General features: G+C 46.3%; 19 protein-coding genes. 6 read left to right on the plus strand and 13 right to left on the minus strand.

From position 1 onward, the window contains the following. Nucleotides 1–40: 40 nt before the first annotated feature. Nucleotides 41–898 (minus strand): sugar phosphate isomerase/epimerase family protein, encoded by an 858-nt coding sequence (locus DR864_RS21160; RefSeq protein WP_114068844.1) that lies wholly within the window; start codon nucleotides 896–898, stop codon nucleotides 41–43. A gap of 183 nt (nucleotides 899–1,081) precedes the next feature. Between DR864_RS21160 and recG the strand changes: the two genes are divergently transcribed. Further along, a complete protein-coding gene (gene recG / locus DR864_RS21165; protein WP_114068845.1) occupies nucleotides 1,082–3,193 on the plus strand; it encodes an ATP-dependent DNA helicase RecG in 2,112 nt (703 codons plus the stop codon). Between the two features lie 127 nt (nucleotides 3,194–3,320). Beyond that, on the plus strand, nucleotides 3,321–5,657 hold the full coding sequence (locus DR864_RS21170) for an ATP-dependent helicase (protein ID WP_114068846.1): 2,337 nt from the start codon (nucleotides 3,321–3,323) through the stop codon (nucleotides 5,655–5,657). 11 nt (nucleotides 5,658–5,668) lie between these two features. On the opposite strand, the gene ruvA is transcribed toward DR864_RS21170, so the two are convergent. The 9 genes from ruvA to DR864_RS21215 form a co-directional block, all read right to left on the minus strand. Further along, nucleotides 5,669–6,259 (minus strand): Holliday junction branch migration protein RuvA, encoded by a 591-nt coding sequence (ruvA, locus tag DR864_RS21175; protein WP_114068847.1) that lies wholly within the window; start codon nucleotides 6,257–6,259, stop codon nucleotides 5,669–5,671. A gap of 73 nt (nucleotides 6,260–6,332) precedes the next feature. Next, a complete protein-coding gene (locus DR864_RS21180; protein WP_114068848.1) occupies nucleotides 6,333–6,707 on the minus strand; it encodes a Dabb family protein in 375 nt (124 codons plus the stop codon). Nucleotides 6,708–6,758: 51 nt separating this feature from the next. Then, nucleotides 6,759–6,959, minus strand: a complete 201-nt coding sequence (locus tag DR864_RS21185; RefSeq protein WP_114068849.1) for a hypothetical protein — start codon at nucleotides 6,957–6,959, stop codon at nucleotides 6,759–6,761. A gap of 74 nt (nucleotides 6,960–7,033) precedes the next feature. Then, a complete protein-coding gene (locus DR864_RS21190) occupies nucleotides 7,034–7,900 on the minus strand; it encodes a hypothetical protein (protein WP_114068850.1) in 867 nt (288 codons plus the stop codon). 44 nt (nucleotides 7,901–7,944) lie between these two features. Next, entirely contained in the window at nucleotides 7,945–8,598 is a 654-nt protein-coding gene (locus DR864_RS21195; RefSeq protein WP_229599433.1) for a DUF2306 domain-containing protein, read from the minus strand. Between the two features lie 338 nt (nucleotides 8,599–8,936). Beyond that, entirely contained in the window at nucleotides 8,937–9,740 is an 804-nt protein-coding gene (gene lpxA / locus DR864_RS21200; RefSeq protein WP_114068851.1) for an acyl-ACP--UDP-N-acetylglucosamine O-acyltransferase, read from the minus strand. Between the two features lie 99 nt (nucleotides 9,741–9,839). Further along, a complete protein-coding gene (locus DR864_RS21205; RefSeq protein ID WP_114070399.1) occupies nucleotides 9,840–11,231 on the minus strand; it encodes a bifunctional UDP-3-O-[3-hydroxymyristoyl] N-acetylglucosamine deacetylase/3-hydroxyacyl-ACP dehydratase in 1,392 nt (463 codons plus the stop codon). A 5-nt stretch (nucleotides 11,232–11,236) separates the two neighbouring features. Beyond that, nucleotides 11,237–12,274, minus strand: coding sequence for a UDP-3-O-(3-hydroxymyristoyl)glucosamine N-acyltransferase (gene lpxD / locus DR864_RS21210; protein WP_114068852.1), 1,038 nt, complete (start codon nucleotides 12,272–12,274; stop codon nucleotides 11,237–11,239). A gap of 10 nt (nucleotides 12,275–12,284) precedes the next feature. Next, on the minus strand, nucleotides 12,285–13,517 hold the full coding sequence (locus DR864_RS21215; RefSeq protein WP_114068853.1) for an HD domain-containing protein: 1,233 nt from the start codon (nucleotides 13,515–13,517) through the stop codon (nucleotides 12,285–12,287). Nucleotides 13,518–13,586: 69 nt separating this feature from the next. Here DR864_RS21215 and DR864_RS21220 point away from each other — a divergent pair, with 69 nt between their 5' ends. From DR864_RS21220 to hisIE, 3 genes are all read left to right on the plus strand, one after another. Then, the gene (locus tag DR864_RS21220; protein WP_114068854.1) at nucleotides 13,587–14,285 is read left to right on the plus strand and encodes a peptidylprolyl isomerase; all 699 of its coding nucleotides are present in this window, start codon (nucleotides 13,587–13,589) and stop codon (nucleotides 14,283–14,285) included. 201 nt (nucleotides 14,286–14,486) lie between these two features. Continuing rightward, on the plus strand, nucleotides 14,487–15,650 hold the full coding sequence (locus DR864_RS21225) for a sigma-54-dependent transcriptional regulator (RefSeq protein ID WP_114068855.1): 1,164 nt from the start codon (nucleotides 14,487–14,489) through the stop codon (nucleotides 15,648–15,650). Nucleotides 15,651–15,743: 93 nt separating this feature from the next. Next, nucleotides 15,744–16,343, plus strand: a complete 600-nt coding sequence (hisIE, locus tag DR864_RS21230) for a bifunctional phosphoribosyl-AMP cyclohydrolase/phosphoribosyl-ATP diphosphatase HisIE (RefSeq protein WP_114068856.1) — start codon at nucleotides 15,744–15,746, stop codon at nucleotides 16,341–16,343. Nucleotides 16,344–16,406: 63 nt separating this feature from the next. Here the strand turns inward: hisIE and DR864_RS21235 are convergent, their stop codons facing one another. The 3 genes from DR864_RS21235 to DR864_RS21245 are packed head-to-tail and all read right to left on the minus strand — an operon-like array spanning nucleotide 16,407 to nucleotide 17,965. Continuing rightward, complete coding sequence (locus tag DR864_RS21235; protein WP_114068857.1) at nucleotides 16,407–16,613, minus strand: hypothetical protein; 207 nt, start codon at nucleotides 16,611–16,613, stop codon at nucleotides 16,407–16,409. Continuing rightward, nucleotides 16,600–17,094 (minus strand): DUF6932 family protein, encoded by a 495-nt coding sequence (locus DR864_RS21240; RefSeq protein ID WP_114068858.1) that lies wholly within the window; start codon nucleotides 17,092–17,094, stop codon nucleotides 16,600–16,602. Before DR864_RS21240 ends, DR864_RS21235 begins: the two co-directional genes overlap by 14 nt. A 1-nt stretch (nucleotide 17,095) precedes the next feature. Then, nucleotides 17,096–17,965, minus strand: a complete 870-nt coding sequence (locus DR864_RS21245; protein WP_114068859.1) for a carbon-nitrogen hydrolase — start codon at nucleotides 17,963–17,965, stop codon at nucleotides 17,096–17,098. A gap of 168 nt (nucleotides 17,966–18,133) precedes the next feature. Between DR864_RS21245 and DR864_RS21250 the strand changes: the two genes are divergently transcribed. Continuing rightward, nucleotides 18,134–20,353, plus strand: a complete 2,220-nt coding sequence (locus DR864_RS21250) for a S9 family peptidase (protein ID WP_114068860.1) — start codon at nucleotides 18,134–18,136, stop codon at nucleotides 20,351–20,353. Nucleotides 20,354–20,427 lie beyond the last annotated feature (74 nt).

Genomic DNA, 20,427 nt, shown 5'->3' on the forward strand with positions numbered 1-20,427 from the left:
GGGTGATACCTGTTTTGGGTGAGTCAATGATTGAGAATAATTAACCAAAAATTTTCTTTGCGTAGCCGACATTCTGCGGATAGGTTTCGTCTACGCTTTTGCCTTTGGGCTGCGACCACTCAATCTGCGCCCAACCTTTGTAGCCTGATTCATCCAGCAAACCTTTGATGCGGGGCCAGTCCATAGAGCCTTGTCCGAGCAAAAACTCGTTGTCTTTCAAGTGGATTTCGCAAATCAATTTACGCTTGCCCAGCAAAGGGATTTCTTTGTAAATATCGTAACCAGCATCGGCTGAGTTGCGCGGGTCATAATAGACCTGTAGATTGGGAGAGCCTACGGCTTCAATGATTTCAATGTGCTCTTCCGCACTTAAATAAGACTCAATACCTAAGATAACGCCCTGTTTTTCAGCTTTGGGAGCAAGCTGCTTCAGCCGTTCTGTGACCACTTTTTTGCCCGCATCGTCTTTGCGCAGATCACCGTTTCCAAAGAAGGCCAGAAGGATAACGTGGGTACCCATTGCTTTGGCAGCATCAATACTTTCGCTGACCCATTCCACCGTTTTTGCTTCGGATTTGAGCGGTACCTCGTTGAGCATTCCGATGGCTAAACTGGCAATTTTTACCCCTGTACGCTGAGAAGCGGCGAGAATGGCCTGCCGATTTTCGGGGCGCGACAAGTAGCTGAGGTCAGATTTAGAATTATAACTTACCTGTACGCCTTCTAAGCCTATTTTCTTGGCGTAGTCAAATGCTGCGGGATTGCAGTTGAGGCGCAACGACCAGTCGCAGGCGCCGATTTGATAATTGCTGCTGTTCGTCATGCTGAAAGCAGCTCCGGCACTCAGCATGGTAGTCGTCAATACAGAAAGTTGAGAGATGGCTTCACGGCGGTTCATTGCATCAAACAATTAGTGGTGAACTCATTTCTGATAAAACGTAAGTTTGTTGGAAAAATACTGTTAAAGGGCTATTTTTACTTTAAAATCTCCTGCTGTATATTTTGCCATACTAACCGCTCAGTGATTTAAAAACATCAATTTTATTTTTGACCGTTAGAATGACAGGATTAGGATGTGCCAATGAACCAACGAACCACTACAAATTTTTTTGACACAAAAATTGAGTTTTTGAAAGGCGTAGGCCCCCAACGGGCGGTTACGCTCAACAAAGAACTCAATATTTTTACCTTTGGTGATTTAATCCAATATTACCCGTTTCGGCACGAAGACCGCAGTCGTTTTCATCGTATCAACGAGCTAACGGAAGAACTGACGGCGGTGCAGCTCAAAGGCCGTATTCGGAGTATGGTCGTGGTAGGAGAGGGATACAAACGCCGCCTCACCGTCGAATTTACGGACGGTACGGGCGTGGTAGAATTTGTGTATTTTCAAAGCATTGATTGGCACCTCAAGCATTTTAAAGAGGGCGGTGAGTACATTGCGTATGGCAAGCCCCAACGCTACGGGCAGCGCTTCAATTTTAGCCATCCCGAAATTGAGACCATCAACCCCGAAAACGAAAACGGCGGTTATTTTCAACCCGTCTATAACCTGACCGAAACTCTTCGCAAAAAACACCTCGACAGTCGCTTTTTGAGTAAAGTAATGCGGACGCTGCTAGAGCAAGCCACGCCGCATTTCAAGGAAACGCTGCCCGAAGAATTGGTGCGTAAATTCAGGCTGTTTTCCAAAACCGATGCCATGTGGAACATCCACCTGCCCGAGAGCGAAGCGGCACTGAATCAGGCATTGCGGCGGCTCAAATTTGAGGAGCTGTTTTACAATCAGTTACGGTTGATAAAAAATAAAATTCTTCACAAGACCGAGTATCCCGGACAGATTTTTACGAATCTCGATTTGGTGAAGAAATTTTATACGGAAGGAAGCATGCCCTTTGAACTGACCAACGCTCAAAAACGGGTATTGCGCGAAATCCACGACGACCTCAAAACGGGAAAACACATGAACCGCCTGTTGCAGGGAGACGTGGGCAGCGGCAAAACCATTGTGGCGTTTATTGCTATGTTGATGGCCATTGGCAACGGCGCACAGACCTGTATCATGGCACCCACCGAAATTCTGGCCGACCAGCATTATCGGGGTCTGAAAGGGTTTGCAGAAGCGCTTGGGCTCAAAATAGCGTTGCTGACGGGCTCTACCACCAAAAAAGGGCGAAAGCTGATTTTTCCCGATTTAGCGGAAGGAAATATTCATATCATTGTGGGGACGCACGCTTTGCTCGAAGACCCCGTTCAGTTTAAGAACCTTGGGCTTTGTATCATTGATGAGCAACACCGATTCGGCGTGGCTCAACGTGCTAAATTGTGGGCCAAAAATCCTACAATTCCGCCGCATATATTGGTCATGACGGCCACGCCCATTCCGCGCACCTTGGCCATGACGCTCTACGGAGATTTGGATGTGAGCATCATCGACGAGCTACCTGCCGGACGAAAACCCATCAAAACAGTACATCGCTACGACCAGCATCGCCTGAATGTGTTTAGTTTTTTGCGCGACGAAATCAAGAAAGGTCGGCAGGTGTACATGGTGTATCCGCTCATTGAGGAGTCGGAAAAACTGGATTATAAAGACCTCATGGACGGCTATGAGAGCGTTAGTCGGGCGTTCCCAGAATACCACGTTAGCATCGTGCACGGTAAAATGCTAGCCTACGAGAAAGACGATGAGATGCAGCGCTTTGTGCGGGGAGAAACCCAAATCATGGTTGCCACAACGGTAATCGAAGTAGGGGTAAACGTGCCCAATGCCAGTGTAATGGTGATAGAAAGTGCCGAGCGTTTTGGGCTTTCTCAGTTGCACCAGTTGCGCGGTCGCGTAGGGCGCGGTGCGGAGCAGAGTTATTGCGTACTCATGACGGGTGTAAAGCTTAGTAAGGATACGCGCTTGCGCATTGAGACACTTTGCCAAACCAATAACGGGTTTGAAATTGCCGATGTAGACCTCAAACTCCGTGGCCCTGGCGATTTGGCTGGTACGCAACAAAGCGGTTTGCTCGACCTTTTGATTGCTGATTTGGCCAAAGACGGTGAAATATTAAAGGCGGCCCGCGCGGCGGCCGAAAGTATTCTGAACGAAGACCCCACTTTTATTCTCCCCAAAAACGAGCCCATTCGGTCGCACATTGATTCTCTCCACAAAGAATCGACCAACTGGAGTCGGATTAGTTAATACTGGCGATTGTCCGCCAATTCACGGTCTTTCCATAAAACCGATAGAATCATGGGTGATGCAGGCCCGAAAGAGGGCATTTTTCCCTAACTTTGTTCTTTGTTTTCATAAAATTGATTCTTTTCCAATGACAGGTTATTTAAGCGGGTTGAACGAACCACAGGCGCAGGCCGTTACGCACGGTGAAGGGCCTTTGATGATTATTGCGGGAGCGGGTTCGGGAAAAACGCGTGTATTGACACTTCGGATTGCACACCTTATCGAGAATGGCGTTGACCCATTTCGGATTTTGTCGTTGACTTTTACCAACAAAGCGGCGGGCGAAATGCGCGACCGGATTGAGAAAGTGGTTGGTTTTGAGGCGCGTAATATTTGGATGGGTACTTTTCACGCCGTCTTTGCCAAAATCTTGCGCATCGAAGCGCGCTATCTGGGCTATACCTCCGATTTCTCCATTTATGACACCGACGATTCAAAATCGCTTATCAAAAGCATCGTAAAAGAGCTGAATCTGGACGATAAAACCTACAAACCAAACGTCGTTTTTAACCGTATTTCGGGGGCAAAAAACAACCTCATTTCGGCCGATGATTACCTGGCCAATAAACTTTTCAGGGCCGATGACGAAGCCGCCAAGCTCCCCGAAATCGGACGATTGTATAAGGCGTACACTACGCGTTGCTTTCAGGCCAATGCCATGGATTTTGACGATTTGTTGTACAATACCAATGTGCTGTTTCGTGATTTTCCTGAGGTTTTAAATAAATACCAACACAAATTTCAGTACGTTTTGGTGGATGAGTTTCAGGATACCAACGTGGCTCAGTATCTCATTACCAGAAAGTTAGCGGCAGTGCATCGCAACATTGCCGTAGTGGGCGACGATGCCCAAAGTATCTACGCCTTTCGCGGAGCCAATATTCAGAATATCCTCAATTTTGAGAAAGACTTTCCCGAAGTAAAAGTGGTCAAGTTGGAGCAAAACTACCGCTCTACCCAAACCATCGTCAACGCGGCTAATTCGGTCATTGCCCGCAATAAAGCGCAGTTGAAGAAAAATGTTTTTACGGCCAATGAAGAAGGCGGCTTGATTGAGGTAGTAAAGGCGAGTTCAGACAATGAAGAAGGGCGCTTGATTGCGTCGGCGATTTTTGAAGAAAAAGTAAACAAAGGGCTGCGCAATACTGATTTTGCGATTTTGTACCGCACCAATGCCCAATCGCGGTCGTTTGAGGAGGCATTGCGTCGGCAGAATATAAAGTACCGTATCATCGGCGGGCTTTCCTTTTATCAACGAAAAGAAATCAAGGATTTGCTGGCGTATTTACGGTTTGTGGTAAATCAAAGCGACGAAGAAGCCTTTAAACGAATCATCAATTTGCCCAAACGCGGGATTGGCGATACGACCGTGGCTAAAATCGCGGTGACGGCCGCCGAAAACCAAGTGCCAGTCTGGGAGGTGGTTTCCAACATCACCAAGTACATCTCGGGACGTGCTACTCTGCCGATTGAAAGTTTTGCGATTCTTATCAAGAGTTTTAAACTGTTGATTGAGGAAGGTAAAGACGCTTATACCGTTGCAGCACACGTGGCCAAGACGTCGGGCATTTTGAAGGAATTGTATGAAGACAAAACCGTGGAAGGCTTAAGCCGGTACGAAAACGTGCAAGAATTGCTGAATGCCATCAAAGAATTTGTGGATAATGTTGAAAATGAGGACAAAACCATCAGCTCGTTTTTACAAACTGTTTCGTTGCTGACCAATGCCGATGAATCTGACGATGGTGATACCGACCGCGTAACGCTCATGACGATTCACGGAGCCAAAGGCTTAGAGTTTAAAAATGTATACGTGGTAGGATTGGAAGAAGGACTTTTTCCGAGCCAAATGATGCTCGAAAAGCGCGAAGATTTGGAAGAAGAACGGCGGCTGTTTTACGTTGCTATCACCCGCGCCGAAAACAAGCTTACCTTTTCCTACGCTGAAAGCCGCTACAATTGGGGCCGATTGAACATGTGCGAGCCGAGCCGTTTTCTGTACGAAGTCGATCAACGCTTTTTGACTACTTCCAAAGGTCGCCGTTCAGGAGGCTTTGACGAATATCGCAACAACGTAGAGCCGACGGCCATGAATTTTATTCGGAAACCTTCACCAACAACCCCTGGCAGTGTGCAAAAGCCCACGAGTGAAGGAAGCCCGACCACGCCCGCAAGTCGATTGGCTAGCGGCCAACGTCCCTCTACGCAGGCAACGAGTGTGCCTCAGTCGGCCTCTACCGACTTTGTAGCAAGCGATACTTCAACCTTGGAAGAAGGCAATCGGGTAGAACACCCCAAGTTTGGTAAAGGAACGGTAAAGAAAATGGACATCAACGGCACCGACCGAAAAGCCGTGATTCAGTTTGATACCGTCGGCGAAAAGACGCTGTTGCTGAGTTTTGCGAAACTGCGGATTTTGAGGTAGTTGACTGTTAACTACCTCAATGCCAGTTTAATCAATTGCTCAACTGTAATGTGGTCGCCTTCGCGTTTGAGAATAGTATCTACGCTCTTTTCGGCGGTAGGTTTGGGAATACCGAGCATCGTTAAGGCCGCAATCGCTTCGCTCCTTACTTGACTGTTGGCCGTAATAAAGATATTGGGTTGGGTCGCAATAATGCCTTCTTTCTTGATTTTATCTTTCAAGTCAATGATGACCCGTTGCGCTGTTTTACCACCAATTCCCTTAATGGTTTGAATCAGTTTTACGTCTTCGTTGACGATAGCCGTTTTGATTTCGGAGGCCGATAAAGACGAAAGCATAATCAGTGCGGTAGCCGAACCTACGCCCGACACACTGATTAAATCCAAAAATAAAATCTTCTCGGTTGGCTCGGCAAAACCATAAAGTACGTGAGAATCTTCTCGAATTTGCTGATAGGTGATTACCTTACACACTTCCCCAGGATTGGGCAGTGCCGCATAGGTTTGCAGAGAAATTTTTACTTCATAACCAACCCCGCCTACATCCATGATGATATAAGCGGGGTCTTTATGAGCAAGTTTGCCGTTTAAGTATGCAATCATTTTAAGTAGTCAGTTGGCAGTTTACAGTAGGTAGTAAAAAAAATAAATCTTACTTCCTACTGTAAACTGCTTACTATTTTTGTGTCCAGTAATCAACCACCAAGACTTTGTCGAGGTGAGGCCCCAACACTTTTCCAAACGCTTTGTGGTCAGGGTGTGGCAAATAGACCGCACGGTCGGCTTCTGAATTGAACGTCAGGAAAAAGCAATGGGTAAAACCCTGTGCTAAGCCTTCGGGGCTGTTGTTGGTTCCCCACTCATACCCTTTAATTTCTTTGATCTGGGTAGGAAGTTTGCGAAATGCATCTTCTACCGATTTGATTTGTGCAGGGGTGGCGGTATCTTTAAATTTAAACATGACCACGTGACGCAGTACTTTATCAGATTTTTGGGCCATAGCGCCAAACGCAAAAAGGGTTAAAAATAGAGCTAAGAATTTAGTTTTCATGTAAAAGGAATTAACACAAAATGAATTGATTGAGTATAGAAACTAAAAAAACTAGCCCGAACAGTTAATGCACTCACCGCTGTCGTCGCGTACGCTGCGCTCAAATTCTCCAAGATTTTCTTTCAATTCCAGAATTTCGTCTTCCACTTCGCAGCGGTCAAATAATGATAATTCGCCCGAAGCGATTTGTTTTTCAAGGGCTTTGAGTTTCACGCGCATTTCGGAAACTTCCATGAGTGTTAAGGTAGCCATAGTTGTCTGTTTGTGTTTAAAAGGAAATACAGTGTTTTGTTAATGCGAAAATTACTAAAAAAGTTCTGTAAAAGCTACTGAATTGCGGGGCCGTCGTGCCACCATTCGTCGTTTTCCCAGTAGTTATCCCATCCTAGATGACGGTATTTTTTATTGACTTCAACTTCCCGTTCGCCGATGGAAAAATCAGTTAAAATGTTGTTAGCAAACGCAAATAAGTCCCTGGCCCATACGACTGGTTTGGTCAAAGTGTTTTTATAATTGCTCCAAGTGCCTTCAAATTTAAACCCACTTGCTTGCGCGGGGGTATTGGCAGAAAAATACCAAAGGGCAATCTCTCCACCTTGGTTTTTGTAAAAATCCATCAGCATTTTACCCGAAAAAATCCCCGAACCTTTGGTGAGGGCGTTCTCTTTCAGCTCAAAGATGGCCTCTGAAATATACGCTTCTTTGAGTTCAAATGCTTCGTATTGGTATAGTTCGTCGTTGAGGTTTGGATCGCTGAAAGTGGCCAATTTTGTGAAGGTAATGGTGCCAGTGAAAGGGGTAATATTTTTCTTGAAACGGTCCTTGCCAGCTACATGATAGACGTTTGATTGAATCGAATCACGTTTTACTTCTGAAAAATAAAATTCAATTCGGTGGTGGTCGTCGCCGTAAAAACCATCAAAGCGATTGGAATAGCCACCCTCTGGGCTCGCATCAAACAACAGAGGAGACAAGTCGTTGTCTGTGAAAAAAGCGGTGGCCGTTTCGCCCGACAGCTCTGTGATTTTGAGGGGTTGCAACGGTGCCGTGGTGTCTTTGCGCAGCGAATCAATCGCCTCTTTGTGCGTGATAAGCTTGATAGGGACAGCGGTTGGTTTTGAATTGTCGTTGGCTTTGCGAGTGCAGGAAAGACCCACAAAAACCCAAAAAAACAGGGGGAGGAAATGATTCATTGATTGTTTTGTCTGTATAAAAAAGGCCATAGTGCCAAGTTTACTTACTTTTTTAGCATTTTTAATAACCGTTCGCTCATTCCTGCATAAATTAATCCTTCCACGATTACCAAATTTCCAACCCACGATAACCAGGTGACCGTTAGGTAGGTTTCGATGGGTTTGGTATGAAAGAAATAGACCATAGCGTAACTCCCAACGCGCAAACTCATGGCAGCAAGGGTAACGGCGTAGCTTCTCATCATCCATTCGATGTGTGTCTGCCAACGCTTATTTTGAATCTCACGCCATGCTACCCAAGTAGCGAGCCACCACACCAAACATTGCAATGAAAACCCTACTTTAGCGGGTAGGCCGCCGTTGGCATAAATGGCTAAACCCAATCCCGAAGGAGCAGCCAAAAACAGTATCGAAAATACGTAAATTTTCCCGAGCGTTTGGTGTAGGCGAGGATATTTTTTTACTACAAAAGGAATGAATTGGGGGATTCCAATGCCCATGGTCCACAAGCTGCTTACGATGTGGATATAAAAGGAAAACTGGAAATCTTGACGGGCCAAAACGCGGTTGGTCTTGGTGGTCAAAAAGTCAATTTCTGGCTCAAAACTCAGATAAGGAACGACTTTGGTCAGCATCAGTAGCGTAAAAGCCGCAACGGAGAGAAGAAAAAGGGTTTGTATGAGTTGGCTCGTACGCATATTCATCAAAATTTTCTGGTGTTTGTAATTTTTTACGGCACATTGCAAAGGCCGTAAAAAATTGCTCATTATCTCTCTCCTTTTACGGCCAATTAGTTAAGCCGTTCTGAGTTTTTGCAATAATTTTTCGCAAATGATTTTTACGAATTTTAGGGGATTTGTTGTATGGATGCGGTCAAAGTACTCCAATTCCTGCGTGCTCGTCAGGGCATTACCCAACAAAGTTTGTCGGCCGCTTTTCAGCTAGAGGAGCAAAGGATTATCCACATAAAAACGGCAGCCAAAAATAAATTTCAGCTGCCAGTATAAAATCATGGTAAACGAATCTTTTCTATACACTAATCATCACCATTGTCTGTACTCGTACTTGTCGGTGCTTTGATGATTCCGCGTTCGGAATTGCGAACAAAATTAACAATTTCGTCGCGCTCGGCGGAGGGAGCCAATTCCAATTCGATGTGTTCGAGGGCTTCGGTATTGTTGAAGCCGCGCAAATAAATGTAGCGATATACTTCCTGAATTTCGTTGATCTGCTCGTTGCTGAAACCGCGACGACGCAAGCCTACCGAATTGATGCCCGCGTAGGAGAGGGGCTCACGGGCAGCTTTGGTAAACGGCGGTACATCTTTACGAACCAACGAACCACCCGCAATCATGGCGTGGGCACCGATTTTTACAAACTGCCGTACCGAACTCGAACCCGCAATGATGGCCCAGTCGCCCATGTGGACGTGGCCGGCCATTTGCACGTTGTTGACGATGATGCAGTTGTTGCCGATGCGGCAGTCATGCGCTACGTGCGAGTAGGCCATGATGAGACAGTCGCTGCCGATTTCGGTCTTCCAATGCTCCTCAGTGCCTCGGCTGATGGTGGCGTACTCGCGAATGATGGTATTGTCGCCGATGTAGGTAAGCGTATATTCGCCCTTAAACTTTAAATCCTGAGGAGTGGAGGAAATCACCGCTCCAGGGTAAATTTTGCAATTTTTACCAATTCGGGCGCCGTCATTGATAACCGCGTGCGAACCAATCCAAGAGCCTTCACCGATTTCAACATCTTTGTGAACAATGGCGAAGGGCTCAATCTCCACATTAGGGGCGATTTTTGCGTCTGAATGTATATATGCTAATGGATGAATCATAATAGTCCAAGTTGCTGTTTTTCAGCGGAGTTCGTAGCTTTAACAGTGTAAAAGACCGTAAAAAAGACGCGCTTCCTTATCGACTGTTGCTTATATGTTTTATCTTTTTCTAACTAAACTCGCCGTCATGTCAGCTTCGCAGACCATTTGACCTGCTACATAACCAGCACCGTGCATTTTTACAATTCCACGTTTGATGGGCGCCGTAAATTCACACTTGAAAATGACCGTATCGCCAGGTACGACATTCCGGCGGAATCGGCAGTTTTCGATGGCTGCCAAAAACGGCCAGTAGTTTTCGGGGTCGGGTTGGCTGCTTAGGGCGAGAATCGCACCCGTCTGCGCCATCGCTTCCATTTGTAAAACCCCCGGCATTACCGGATTGTTTGGAAAATGTCCCGTGAAAAACGGCTCATTCATTGTTACGTTTTTGAGACCTGCCACGCTGTTTTCGTCCATATAAACGATTTTATCAATCATTAAGAATGGATAACGGTGCGGTAACAGTTCACAAATTCGCTTCAAATCCATCACTGGCGGCACTTTGGGGTCATAGTGAGGCACATGACTCTTGGCCGATTCCATCAATTTCTTGATTTTTTTTGCCAGTGCTACGTTGGCGGCGTGGCCCGGACGCGCGGCCAGAATTTGTGCTTTGATGGGACGGCCTACCAGTGCCAAATCACCTACCACGTCCAACAGCTTATGGCGTGCCATTTCGTTGGGGTAGTGCAGGTCTATATTATTCAGGATGCCTACCTTTTTATTGACGCCGATTTTGGGCTTGTTCAATAACTGAGAAAGGTAATCCAGCTCGCCTTCTTCAATATCGCGATCAACAATTACGATGGCATTGGTTAAATCGCCGCCTTTGATGAGGTTGGCTTTGTAAAGCGCTTCCAGCTCATGCAAAAAACAGAACGTACGGCAAGAGGCAATCTCCCGCGAGAAAGTCGTCAGGTCGTTGAGCGAAGCGTGCTGACTGTTAATGACTTGTGAGTTGTAGTCCACCATCACCGTCAGTCGATAATCGTTAAGTGGCAGGGCCACCATCTCGATGTCTTTGTCAGCGTTGATGTAGCGAACGGGCTCTGGAATTTCAAAGTAGTTACGCGAAGCGTTTTGTTCTTCGATACCAGCATCGCGGAGTGCTTCGACAAACTTAATGGAACTTCCATCCATGATGGGCGGCTCGGGACCGTCCAACTGAATGAGTACATTGTCAATTTGTAAACCAACCAAAGCGGCCAAGGTATGCTCAACGGTATAGACCCGAGCACCACTTTGCTCTAGGGTAGTCCCGCGCGACACATCTACGACGTTGTCCACGTCGGCGTCAATGATGGGTTGGCCTTCCAAGTCGATGCGTTGGAATTTATAGCCGTGGTTGATAGGTGCCGGTAAAAAAGTCATGGTTGCCGACACACCCGTGTGTAAGCCCACGCCCGATACTGATACGGCTTTTTCGATGGTTTGTTGTTTGATGTTCAACATTCCTATTGTTTATCGTCTTTAATTTTCTTTTCTAATTCGTTTACTCTTTTTTCCAACTGGGGCAATTTTCGGAAGATAGCCGCCGAACGCAGGCTGTCTTTGAATTCAATGGCGGGAGTGCCGTTGAGGGATAACCCTTCTTGCTCCCACGTTTTGGTAATACCCGCTTGCCCACCGACTTTCGTGCCGTTGGGTACCGTAATGTGCCCATTAAAGCCTGCCTGCCCACCAATCACGCACTTCTCTCCGATTTTGGTTGAGCCAGCTATGCCCGCCTGTGCGGCAATAACGGTGTGTTTCCCAATCTCAACATTGTGCCCTACTTGCACTAAGTTATCCAATTTTACGCCTTCCCGAATAATGGTCGAGCCCATGGTGGCGCAGTCGATGGTCGTGCCTGCCCCAATACTTACGCTGTCTTCAATGATAACGTTGCCGAGTTGGGGAATGGTTTTGTAAGAGCCGTCCGGTTGGGGGGCAAATCCAAAGCCATCACTTCCGATGACCGCATTGGCAAAGAACGTACAATTCTTGCCAATAACGGTATTATTATAAATTTTTACGCCAGAATGAATCACGGTATTGTCGCCGATGCAGACGTTGTCGCCGACGAATGCCTGCGGGAAAATCTTGACATTTTTACCGATTTTGCCGTTGTTCCCAACGTAGGCAAAAGCACCGAGATAGAGTCCTTCTCCGGTAGTAGTTCCCTCGCCAAGGTGGGAAGGCTGTTCTATTCCCTGCTTCGTTCCTTTGATGATTTGTTCGTACTGCTGAAGAAGCTGCGTGAAAGCGGTATAAGAGTTTTCGACCCGAATAAGCGTTGTATTTACTTTTTTTCTGGCTTCAAAATGCTTATCTACAATTACTGCCGACGCCTCGGTAGTGTACAGGTATGCCTCATATTTGAGGTTTGACAAAAAAGAAATAGTCCCGGACTTACCTTCTTCTATCTTTGCTAACTGATTGATTTTCAGTTCTCCATTTCCTTCTATTTCGCCTCCGAGCAGTCCGGCAATCTGCTTGACGGTAAATTCCATACGGTCTTAATTAAGACTGCAAAGTTAGGGGTTTCATCCAACAAACATAATACTTTCGGACAATATTACTGAGGGCCTTAATGGTCGGTAAATCAGAAGCATCGGCAATGTCGCGCACGCTGCCGTCTTTCATTTTTATCAGGATGCGTTCTTCGCTCGAAACATACGCTGCATTGGTAGATTGGCCTTCTACTAAATAATACGGGTATAAGTCCTCTGGGATGCTCTGAGCGGCCAATTGTTGGTGGATTTGTTGGCGTTGATTTTGGCTGAAAGGCTCATCCGCAAACTGAATTTTGTACAATTTTCGGTCGAGTAGCCGTCGGCAAATTGACGAAAGAACGGGATCTAAATGGTCGGCCCAAGCCTTGATACATGCCCATACATCATAATCATCAATTTGGGTAAAGGCATGAAAATAGGCGTTATCTTCTTCGAATTGGCTGAGGGTCACGGTATTGGTTAGAAACAAAGAAAAATGGGGCGGGGCAAAAATCGCCTCTCCGTTCATCACCAATTCGCGCGCTCGCCTAATGGCCTGAATCAGCATCACCTCGGCGCAAATAGAGGTTTTGTGCAGGTATACCTGCCAATACATGAGTCGGCGGGCGTTGAGGAAATTTTCGATGCTTAGAATACCTTTAAATTCTACCACCAACTGGTCGTCTACCACATCAAGCATTTTGATGATGCGGTCGGTGCCGATGGCGCCCTCGGCTACCCCCGTAAAAAAACAATCCCGGTTGAGGTAATCCATGCGGTCCATGTCCAACTGACTGGAAATGAGTTGGTGAAAAAAATGCCGTGGATAACTTCCTTCAAACATCTGAATGGCCAAGTCTAGCCGCCCGCCCAGTTGGCGACTAAGCTCTTTCATGATTTGTAAGGAAAGGTATTCGTGGGGAATATTGGTGAAAATCGTTTTTTCCAACACGTGCGAAAAAGGGCCGTGGCCCGCATCATGCAGCAAAATGGCAATTTGGGCGGCTTCCCACTCGGCATCCCAAATCAAGTGCCCTTTAGAACGGAGCGTATTGAGGGCCTGCCCCATTAAGTGCATCGCTCCCAAGGCGTGATGAAAGCGCGTGTGCAACGCTCCTGGATAGACCAATTCCGCCAATCCGAGCTGTCTGATGCGCCTAAGTCTCTGGAAATAAGGGTGTTCTATTAAGTCAAAAATAAAGTCAGACGGGATGGCGATGAAACCGTAAACGGGGTCGTTGAGAATTTTGCGTTTGTTCACGGGCTGTCTAAAATTTGGGAAACGTTTTTTTTGATTGCAATTTCGTGAAAAAATAAAGCCAATACCTAAATGAATCGTTTTTGTCTATTAATTCTCTTGCTGAGTTGTGTGCAATCAATGGCGCAGAAAAAATCCCGTAAAGATTATCTTGTCACCATTCATACGAACTATGGCGAAATGAAAGCCGTATTGCACGACCGCACGCCGTTGCACAAACAGAACTTCCTAAAATTAATCAATGACCGTTTTTACGACAGCCTGCTTTTTCACCGCATTATTGAGGGGTTTATGATTCAGGGTGGTGACCCTACCTCAAAAAATGCCAAAGCGGGCGAACGACTCGGTGGCGGAGGCTCAAATCTGGAACGGATTCCTGCGGAGTTTAAACCCGAATTGTTTCACAAAAAAGGCGCATTGGCAGCAGCGCGCAATAATAACCCCGAAAAAGCGTCGTCGGGTTGTCAATTTTATATTGTTCAGGGCAGGGTTTGGGATGCCGCAGGCCTTACGGCGCAACTTAACCGGGGAGGCAGAATGCCCACTGCTGCTCAAAAAGAAGCTTATACCACCCTTGGCGGTAGCCCGCATTTGGACGGAGGATATACGGTCTTTGGGCAGGTAATCAGTGGGTTAGCGGTCATCGACAGCATTGCCCATCAGCCTAAGGATGCGGCTGACCGGCCCCTCAAAGATGTAAGAATGCGGCTCACGGCTGAAAAAATGAAGAAGAAAAAAATCACAAAACAGTACGCATATATCTTTGAATAAGATAGAAATAGCAAGGATAAAGCTAAAATATTTGTAAAAGCTCAATTCTTTCGCGTAATTTCCGACGTGGGTTTATTAAATTTGCCCATTCAAGTGCTATTGCACAGCATGTTGTTTTTGTTAATCAGAAGAACGAAAACCTTTTAAGCAATCGCTGTTCGATTAATAACTAACAATAAACGGTTAACATTTCTACTACTGATGGCTAGAATCCTAATTGTGGATGACGAAAAAAGTATCCGGGCGGCGTTGCGGGATATTTTAGAATACGAAGGATATGAGGTTGAAGAAGCCAAAGATGGTGAAGAAGGCCTCAATATGATTTTGAAAAATTCCTATGATGTAGCACTGTGTGATATTCGGATGCCAAAATTGGAAGGGCTCGAAGTGCTCCTGAAAGCAGGAGAAGCGGGGCGCTCAACTCAGTTTATCATGGTATCGGCGTTCGGTAATGTGGAAAATGCCGTTGAGGCTACCAAAAGGGGAGCGTACGATTTTATCACCAAACCCCCAGATTTGAACCGTTTATTGGTTTCGGTTCGCAATGCCATTGAGAAATCGAAATTGGTAGCAGAAACCGTTGATTTGAAGAAACGTATTTTTAAAATCAACGAAATTGTGGGTGAATCTGCCCCTATCAAAAGAGTAAAAGATACCATCGACCGCGTAGCGCCCACCGAAGCAAGGGTGTTGATTACGGGAGCCAACGGCTCTGGTAAAGAGATGGTGGCTAAGCAAATTCACGAGAAAAGCAGCCGCGCCAACAAGCCGCTGATTGAAGTGAACTGCGCGGCTATTCCCAGTGAATTGATTGAAAGTGAGTTGTTTGGGTATGAGAAAGGCGCTTTTACAGGTGCCGTAAAACAGCGCATTGGTAAGTTTGAACAAGCAGATGGCGGTACTCTTTTTCTGGATGAAATCGGCGATATGAGCCTTTCTGCCCAAGCCAAGGTACTGCGGGCATTGCAGGAAAGTAAAATCACACGGGTGGGTGGCGACAAAGAAATCAAAATCAACGTGCGGGTGATTGCCGCAACTAACAAAGATTTGAAGCGCGAAATCGCCGAAGGGGGCTTTCGCGAAGACTTATACCATCGTCTCAACGTCATTCCGATTCACGTTCCGCCGTTGTCGGAGCGCCGGGAGGACATTGTATTGCTGGCCGATAAGTTTCTGTACGATATTTCACAGGAATACGGCGGTATCCCAAAAACCATTCTTCCTGATGCTATGCAACACTTAAAGTCGTTGCCTTGGACGGGAAATGTGCGTGAACTGCGCAACGTTATTGAGCGTTTGGTCATCATGTGTGGCGATGAAATCATGCTCGATGATGTACGTTTGTACGCGAGTTTCGGTAATTAATTTTTTTAGAAAATAGACTTTGACGATGGACTTTGGACGCCAGACAATTTGTCTACTGTTCAAAGTCCATTGTTTACGGTCACCTACCAATGTATGAAAATCAATTTTGAAAAATCCCCAGATGGTTTGGTACCTGCCGTGGTTCAGGACCACGAGACGGGCAAAGTGCTGATGTTGGGGTATATGAATGAAGAGGCCTTGGCAAAAACCGAAGCTGAAAGCGTGGTTACGTTTTTCAGCCGTAGCAAACAGCGCCTTTGGACCAAAGGCGAAACCTCTGGTAACTTTCTGAACGTTAAAGCAATTTTGGTGGATTGTGACCAAGATACGATCCTCATCAAAGCCCATCCCATTGGCCCTACCTGCCACACGGGCGCGGATACCTGCTTTTTTGAAAAGAACGAAGGCAAAGCTCCTTTCCTGAACTACCTGCAAAAGCAAATCATCCGCGAGCGAAAAAACAATCCTTCGGAGTCGTCTTATACGAGCAAATTATTCCAAAGAGGCGTAAATAAAATTGCCCAGAAAGTAGGAGAAGAAGCGGTTGAACTCGTGATTGAAGCCAAAGATACCAACGACCATTTGTTTAAAAATGAAGCTGCCGACTTACTTTTTCATTACCTCATTCTGCTCGAACAGCGCGGCATGGATTTGGACGACATCGTTGATGTGTTGAAGGAAAGACATAAATAGCGAGAGTTCGCAGTCGGCGGTTTCTATAATAAAAGTTACTGCCGACTGTGAACTGATAACTATTTAAGCTACTTGTCCAATAAAATAGATGCTGAGGCTTAAATGAAGTTCTTTCAATAATTGACGCTTACGGTATTCAAATTGCTCATAGGAGAGTCTTAAGAGCGAATCAGTCGGATGCTTTTCTACCATTTCAGCATGTTGCTGAAGCAGTTGATTTACATCATTTAGCTCCTTTGCCACTACATCGGGGTGCCTAGGTTCTGTCATTTTTAAGTGTGACGGTTAATTCAACAAATCCTCTTGCATTATCTTGTCTGTCTTTTCCTAACCAATCTTTCCAATAACGTCTGACGGGTTCAGTAATTGACTGATATCTTTCATCATTTTCTGAATAAATGGCTAAAAGGTGTCCGTCAATGCAATAGTTATCTTTTGCCCCGCCAATTAAAAAAAACGGCAATAACTTTTCGATTAGCAGCTCAGTATTATCATCAAATTTAATCAAATTAACGATATCAATATCGTTTGGCTGCGATTTTGTACTGATAAAACTGCCTCCTATCCATTGTACGAAATCGTTAGAGAGAACGTCACGTATATCGTTGAGATAACGTGTATAATGGCGAAATAATTTCCCCCTTTTCTCCCCTCCGATTTTATTAACAAAGTGCTCTTCCAATAAAGGAAGTGTCAGAGGAAAAATTTGCGGAGGTATTAAATTTCCATTGGCATCAAATTGCAACTGCATCCTACTCATCAATCAAACGCTTAGTAATGGGCTGGTAGCTATCAATGCGGCGGTCGCGGAGGTAAGGCCACGTGGTGCGGTAGTATTCCGTTTTATCCAAATCCAACTCTACCACTTTTACTTCTTCTTGGTCGTGCGAAGCCAAATACATGAGGCTTCCGAAAGGGTTTGACACAAATGACCCACCCCAAAACTGCTGATCGGCTTCGCGCCCTACGCGGTTGACCGACACGACATACACGCCGTTGGCCACCGAATGACTGCGCTGAATGGTTTGCCAAGCGTTGTATTGCTCCAAATTAACGGCAGGGTCTGGCTCAGTGGTATCCCAACCGATGGCTGTGGGGTAGAACAAAATTTCGGCTCCCATCAGACTCGTAATGCGCGCCGCTTCGGGGTACCATTGGTCCCAGCAAATCAGAATGCCTAATTTTCCAAACTTGGTATCAAACACTTTGTAGCCTAAATCGCCGGGAGTGAAATAGAATTTTTCGTAATATCCTGGGTCATCGGGGATGTGCATTTTGCGGTATTTCCCCAAATAGCTACCGTCGGCGTCCAAAACGGCCGTTGTATTATGATACAGTCCAGGGGCACGTTTTTCAAATAAAGAGGCAACAATGACAATGCCAAGCTCTTTGGCCAATGCCCCAAATTGCTCGGTGGTGGGGCCAGGAATTGCCTCTCCGAGGCTGAAATTGGCGTGGTCTTCCACGTCGCAGAAATAAAGTGATTTAAACAATTCCTGCAAACACACAATTTGTGCGCCTTGCGCCGCCGCTTCACGGGTTTTGGCGATGGCTTTCTCTACATTATGATTAACATCGGCGGTGCAGCTCATTTGCACCAAACCTACTTTTACATTTCGCATGGAAAATTAACTTTGATTAGGACGTCGAAGAACGTTGGCAAGGTTTTGAACGGCAGGCGCCGAGCCCTCACCGACGATACCGATTACAAAGGTAATGCGAAAACCCTTATTTATTGACAAATCCGCGAAAGTGCTTACTTTAGGGTTTAAATCAACAAACCCTTTAAGATGATGTTTTTTACTAACCTATCGAGAATTGTTTTTCTGTCAACAGTTCTTTTTTATCATTCCTTCAACGGTTTTTCCCAAACCAAAGAAAAAATCGTTGCCTCCGATTTAACGCGCATCAAGCAAGTGGGTGGAATTGCCGTTTCGCCTGACGGGAAGCGGGCTGTTTATACCGTTACATCGCTTGAGCCTGCGTCAGAAGCGCTTGATTATGAATACCGAACCCACCTTTGGCTAGTGGATTTGGACGGAAAAATACCCCCACGGGCTATTACGCGGGGCAACGAAAGCGCTAGCCATCCAGTATGGAGTCCTGACGCAAAAAGCGTAGCTTTTGTACGGGCCGTCAAAGGTAAAGCGCAGATTTTTGTGATGCCGTTGGATGGTGGAGAAGCGTGGCAGTTGACCGATTACAGACACGGTGCTTCGGGGCCGCAGTTTTCGCCCGATGGTCGTCAAATCTTATTTTCTACCAGCGCGGCGTTTTCGGCCTTGATGGCTGATTCTACCCTGAATCCGACCAAAGCGGGCCCTGCGTGGAGTTTGGAAAAGGCAGGTTTTGCCAAAAATGAGTTCCTGAAAAAAAATACTGCAAAACCCAATCCCGACGGGACGATTGAAGAAATTAGGGCGTATTTGGAAAAGGATGTAGAAGACAAAAAAGCCAAGGTCATCAATCGACTCAACTTCCAAGGCGAAGCCTCGGCGGGTCAGGAGTTGAGCTTCAGTCATTTGCTAGTCATTGATGTTAAAGAAGGTGCCAAGCCTGTTGCACTTACCAAAGGTTTTTATTCGTACGCAGGTGCCGCTTGGTCGGGCGATAGCAAACAGATTTGGTTTAGTACCCGCGCCGATAGTCTGCTTCATCCCGACCGCGACGCTGAAAGCCGCATTTGTGTCATGAACGCCGATGGTAGCGGGATGCGGACGGTTTTGGTAGAAAAAGGCCGTAATTTTGGACAGCCAACTCCCTCTCCAGATGGACAATGGCTAGCTTTCATTACCTCACAGGCTCCTGTTAAATCGGCCATACTCGACCAAGGACATTTGGGCTTTTTAAATCTAAAAACTACGGCTGCGAAATACTCCGTTAATCCTTTTGATCGTTCTCCGGGTAATCTGAAATGGGTTACGTTGACGTTTCCAAAAAACAAGAAAGAAGTAGGTAAGGTTGAATACGTGTATTTTACAGCCTCTTCCAACGGTGGTGCACCGCTGTTTCGAGCAGTTCCGACCATTGATAAAGTAGAGCAACTTTCTGATTTTGACAGCGGTGTGACAGATTTTGATGTTCTTCCTAACAAAGTCGTTTTTGCCAAAACTGAAGTGGCCAACCCATCTGAGTTGTATCAAGCCGATGTATTGGCAAAAAACGCCGTGAAGTTGTCGACACATAACGACTGGGTGAGCAAAAAAGCCTTGAGTATGCCCGAAAAACGGACATTCAAAAATGAAAAAGGCCAGACCATCGAGTATTGGGTTATGAAACCGACGTTTGTGGAGGCAGGAAAAAAATATCCCTTGTTGCTCAATATGCACGGCGGTCCTACTGCTATGTGGGGCCCTGGCGAAGCGTCAATGTGGCACGAACATCAATTCTTTTGTGCGCAGGGATACGGGGTAGTATATGCCAATCCGCGCGGTTCGGGCGGGTACGGCGTCGATTTTATGAAAGCCAATTATCGTGATTGGGGCACTGGACCCGCCGCCGATGTGTTGCGTGCCTGCGCAGATGCGGCCAAAGAAACCTGGGCTGATACTTCGCGTCAGGTCATTACGGGAGGTTCGTATGCGGGTTATCTTACGGCGTGGATTATTGCACATGATAATCGTTTCAAGGCTGCTTTTGCCCAACGCGGTGTGTACGACCTGACCACGTTTATGGGCGAGGGCAACGCGTGGCGTTTGGTGCCTGGCTATTTTGGCGGCTATCCGTGGGAAACCGAAGCCAAGCAGTCAATGGACGCGAATTCACCTTATACGTTCGTTGATAAAATAAAAACCCCGTTTCTCATCAAACACGGTGAAAATGACCTACGGACGGGCGTAATTCAAAGCGAAATGATGTATAAATCCCTGAAAATTCTGGGCCGTGAAGTCGAATATGTGCGGATGCCCGGCGGAACACACGAGCTGAGTCGCACGGGTAACCCGCGCCAGCGCATCGACCGGATGTTGCGTATCTATGAGTTTTTTGAACGGTACGTGGGCAAGAAGTAGAAAGGGTATTTTTTAAACAATTATTGCTTATGGATGATGACGAAAACGTCCTAAAATCAGGCTGACAAAGATGA

Source organism: Runella rosea, assembly GCF_003325355.1.
Classification (GTDB): domain Bacteria; phylum Bacteroidota; class Bacteroidia; order Cytophagales; family Spirosomataceae; genus Runella; species Runella rosea.

Coding starts and splice junctions, on each gene's coding strand:
- DR864_RS21160 (WP_114068844.1), bottom strand. CDS start 898: ATGAACCGCCGTGAAGCCATCTCTCAACTTTCTGTATTGACGACTACC.
- recG (WP_114068845.1), top strand. CDS start 1,082: ATGAACCAACGAACCACTACAAATTTTTTTGACACAAAAATTGAGTTT.
- DR864_RS21170 (WP_114068846.1), top strand. CDS start 3,321: ATGACAGGTTATTTAAGCGGGTTGAACGAACCACAGGCGCAGGCCGTT.
- ruvA (WP_114068847.1), bottom strand. CDS start 6,259: ATGATTGCATACTTAAACGGCAAACTTGCTCATAAAGACCCCGCTTAT.
- DR864_RS21180 (WP_114068848.1), bottom strand. CDS start 6,707: ATGAAAACTAAATTCTTAGCTCTATTTTTAACCCTTTTTGCGTTTGGC.
- DR864_RS21185 (WP_114068849.1), bottom strand. CDS start 6,959: ATGGCTACCTTAACACTCATGGAAGTTTCCGAAATGCGCGTGAAACTC.
- DR864_RS21190 (WP_114068850.1), bottom strand. CDS start 7,900: ATGAATCATTTCCTCCCCCTGTTTTTTTGGGTTTTTGTGGGTCTTTCC.
- DR864_RS21195 (WP_229599433.1), bottom strand. CDS start 8,598: ATGCGTACGAGCCAACTCATACAAACCCTTTTTCTTCTCTCCGTTGCG.
- lpxA (WP_114068851.1), bottom strand. CDS start 9,740: ATGATTCATCCATTAGCATATATACATTCAGACGCAAAAATCGCCCCT.
- lpxD (WP_114068852.1), bottom strand. CDS start 12,274: ATGGAATTTACCGTCAAGCAGATTGCCGGACTGCTCGGAGGCGAAATA.
- DR864_RS21220 (WP_114068854.1), top strand. CDS start 13,587: ATGAATCGTTTTTGTCTATTAATTCTCTTGCTGAGTTGTGTGCAATCA.
- DR864_RS21225 (WP_114068855.1), top strand. CDS start 14,487: ATGGCTAGAATCCTAATTGTGGATGACGAAAAAAGTATCCGGGCGGCG.
- hisIE (WP_114068856.1), top strand. CDS start 15,744: ATGAAAATCAATTTTGAAAAATCCCCAGATGGTTTGGTACCTGCCGTG.
- DR864_RS21235 (WP_114068857.1), bottom strand. CDS start 16,613: ATGACAGAACCTAGGCACCCCGATGTAGTGGCAAAGGAGCTAAATGAT.
- DR864_RS21240 (WP_114068858.1), bottom strand. CDS start 17,094: ATGCAGTTGCAATTTGATGCCAATGGAAATTTAATACCTCCGCAAATT.
- DR864_RS21245 (WP_114068859.1), bottom strand. CDS start 17,965: ATGCGAAATGTAAAAGTAGGTTTGGTGCAAATGAGCTGCACCGCCGAT.
- DR864_RS21250 (WP_114068860.1), top strand. CDS start 18,134: ATGATGTTTTTTACTAACCTATCGAGAATTGTTTTTCTGTCAACAGTT.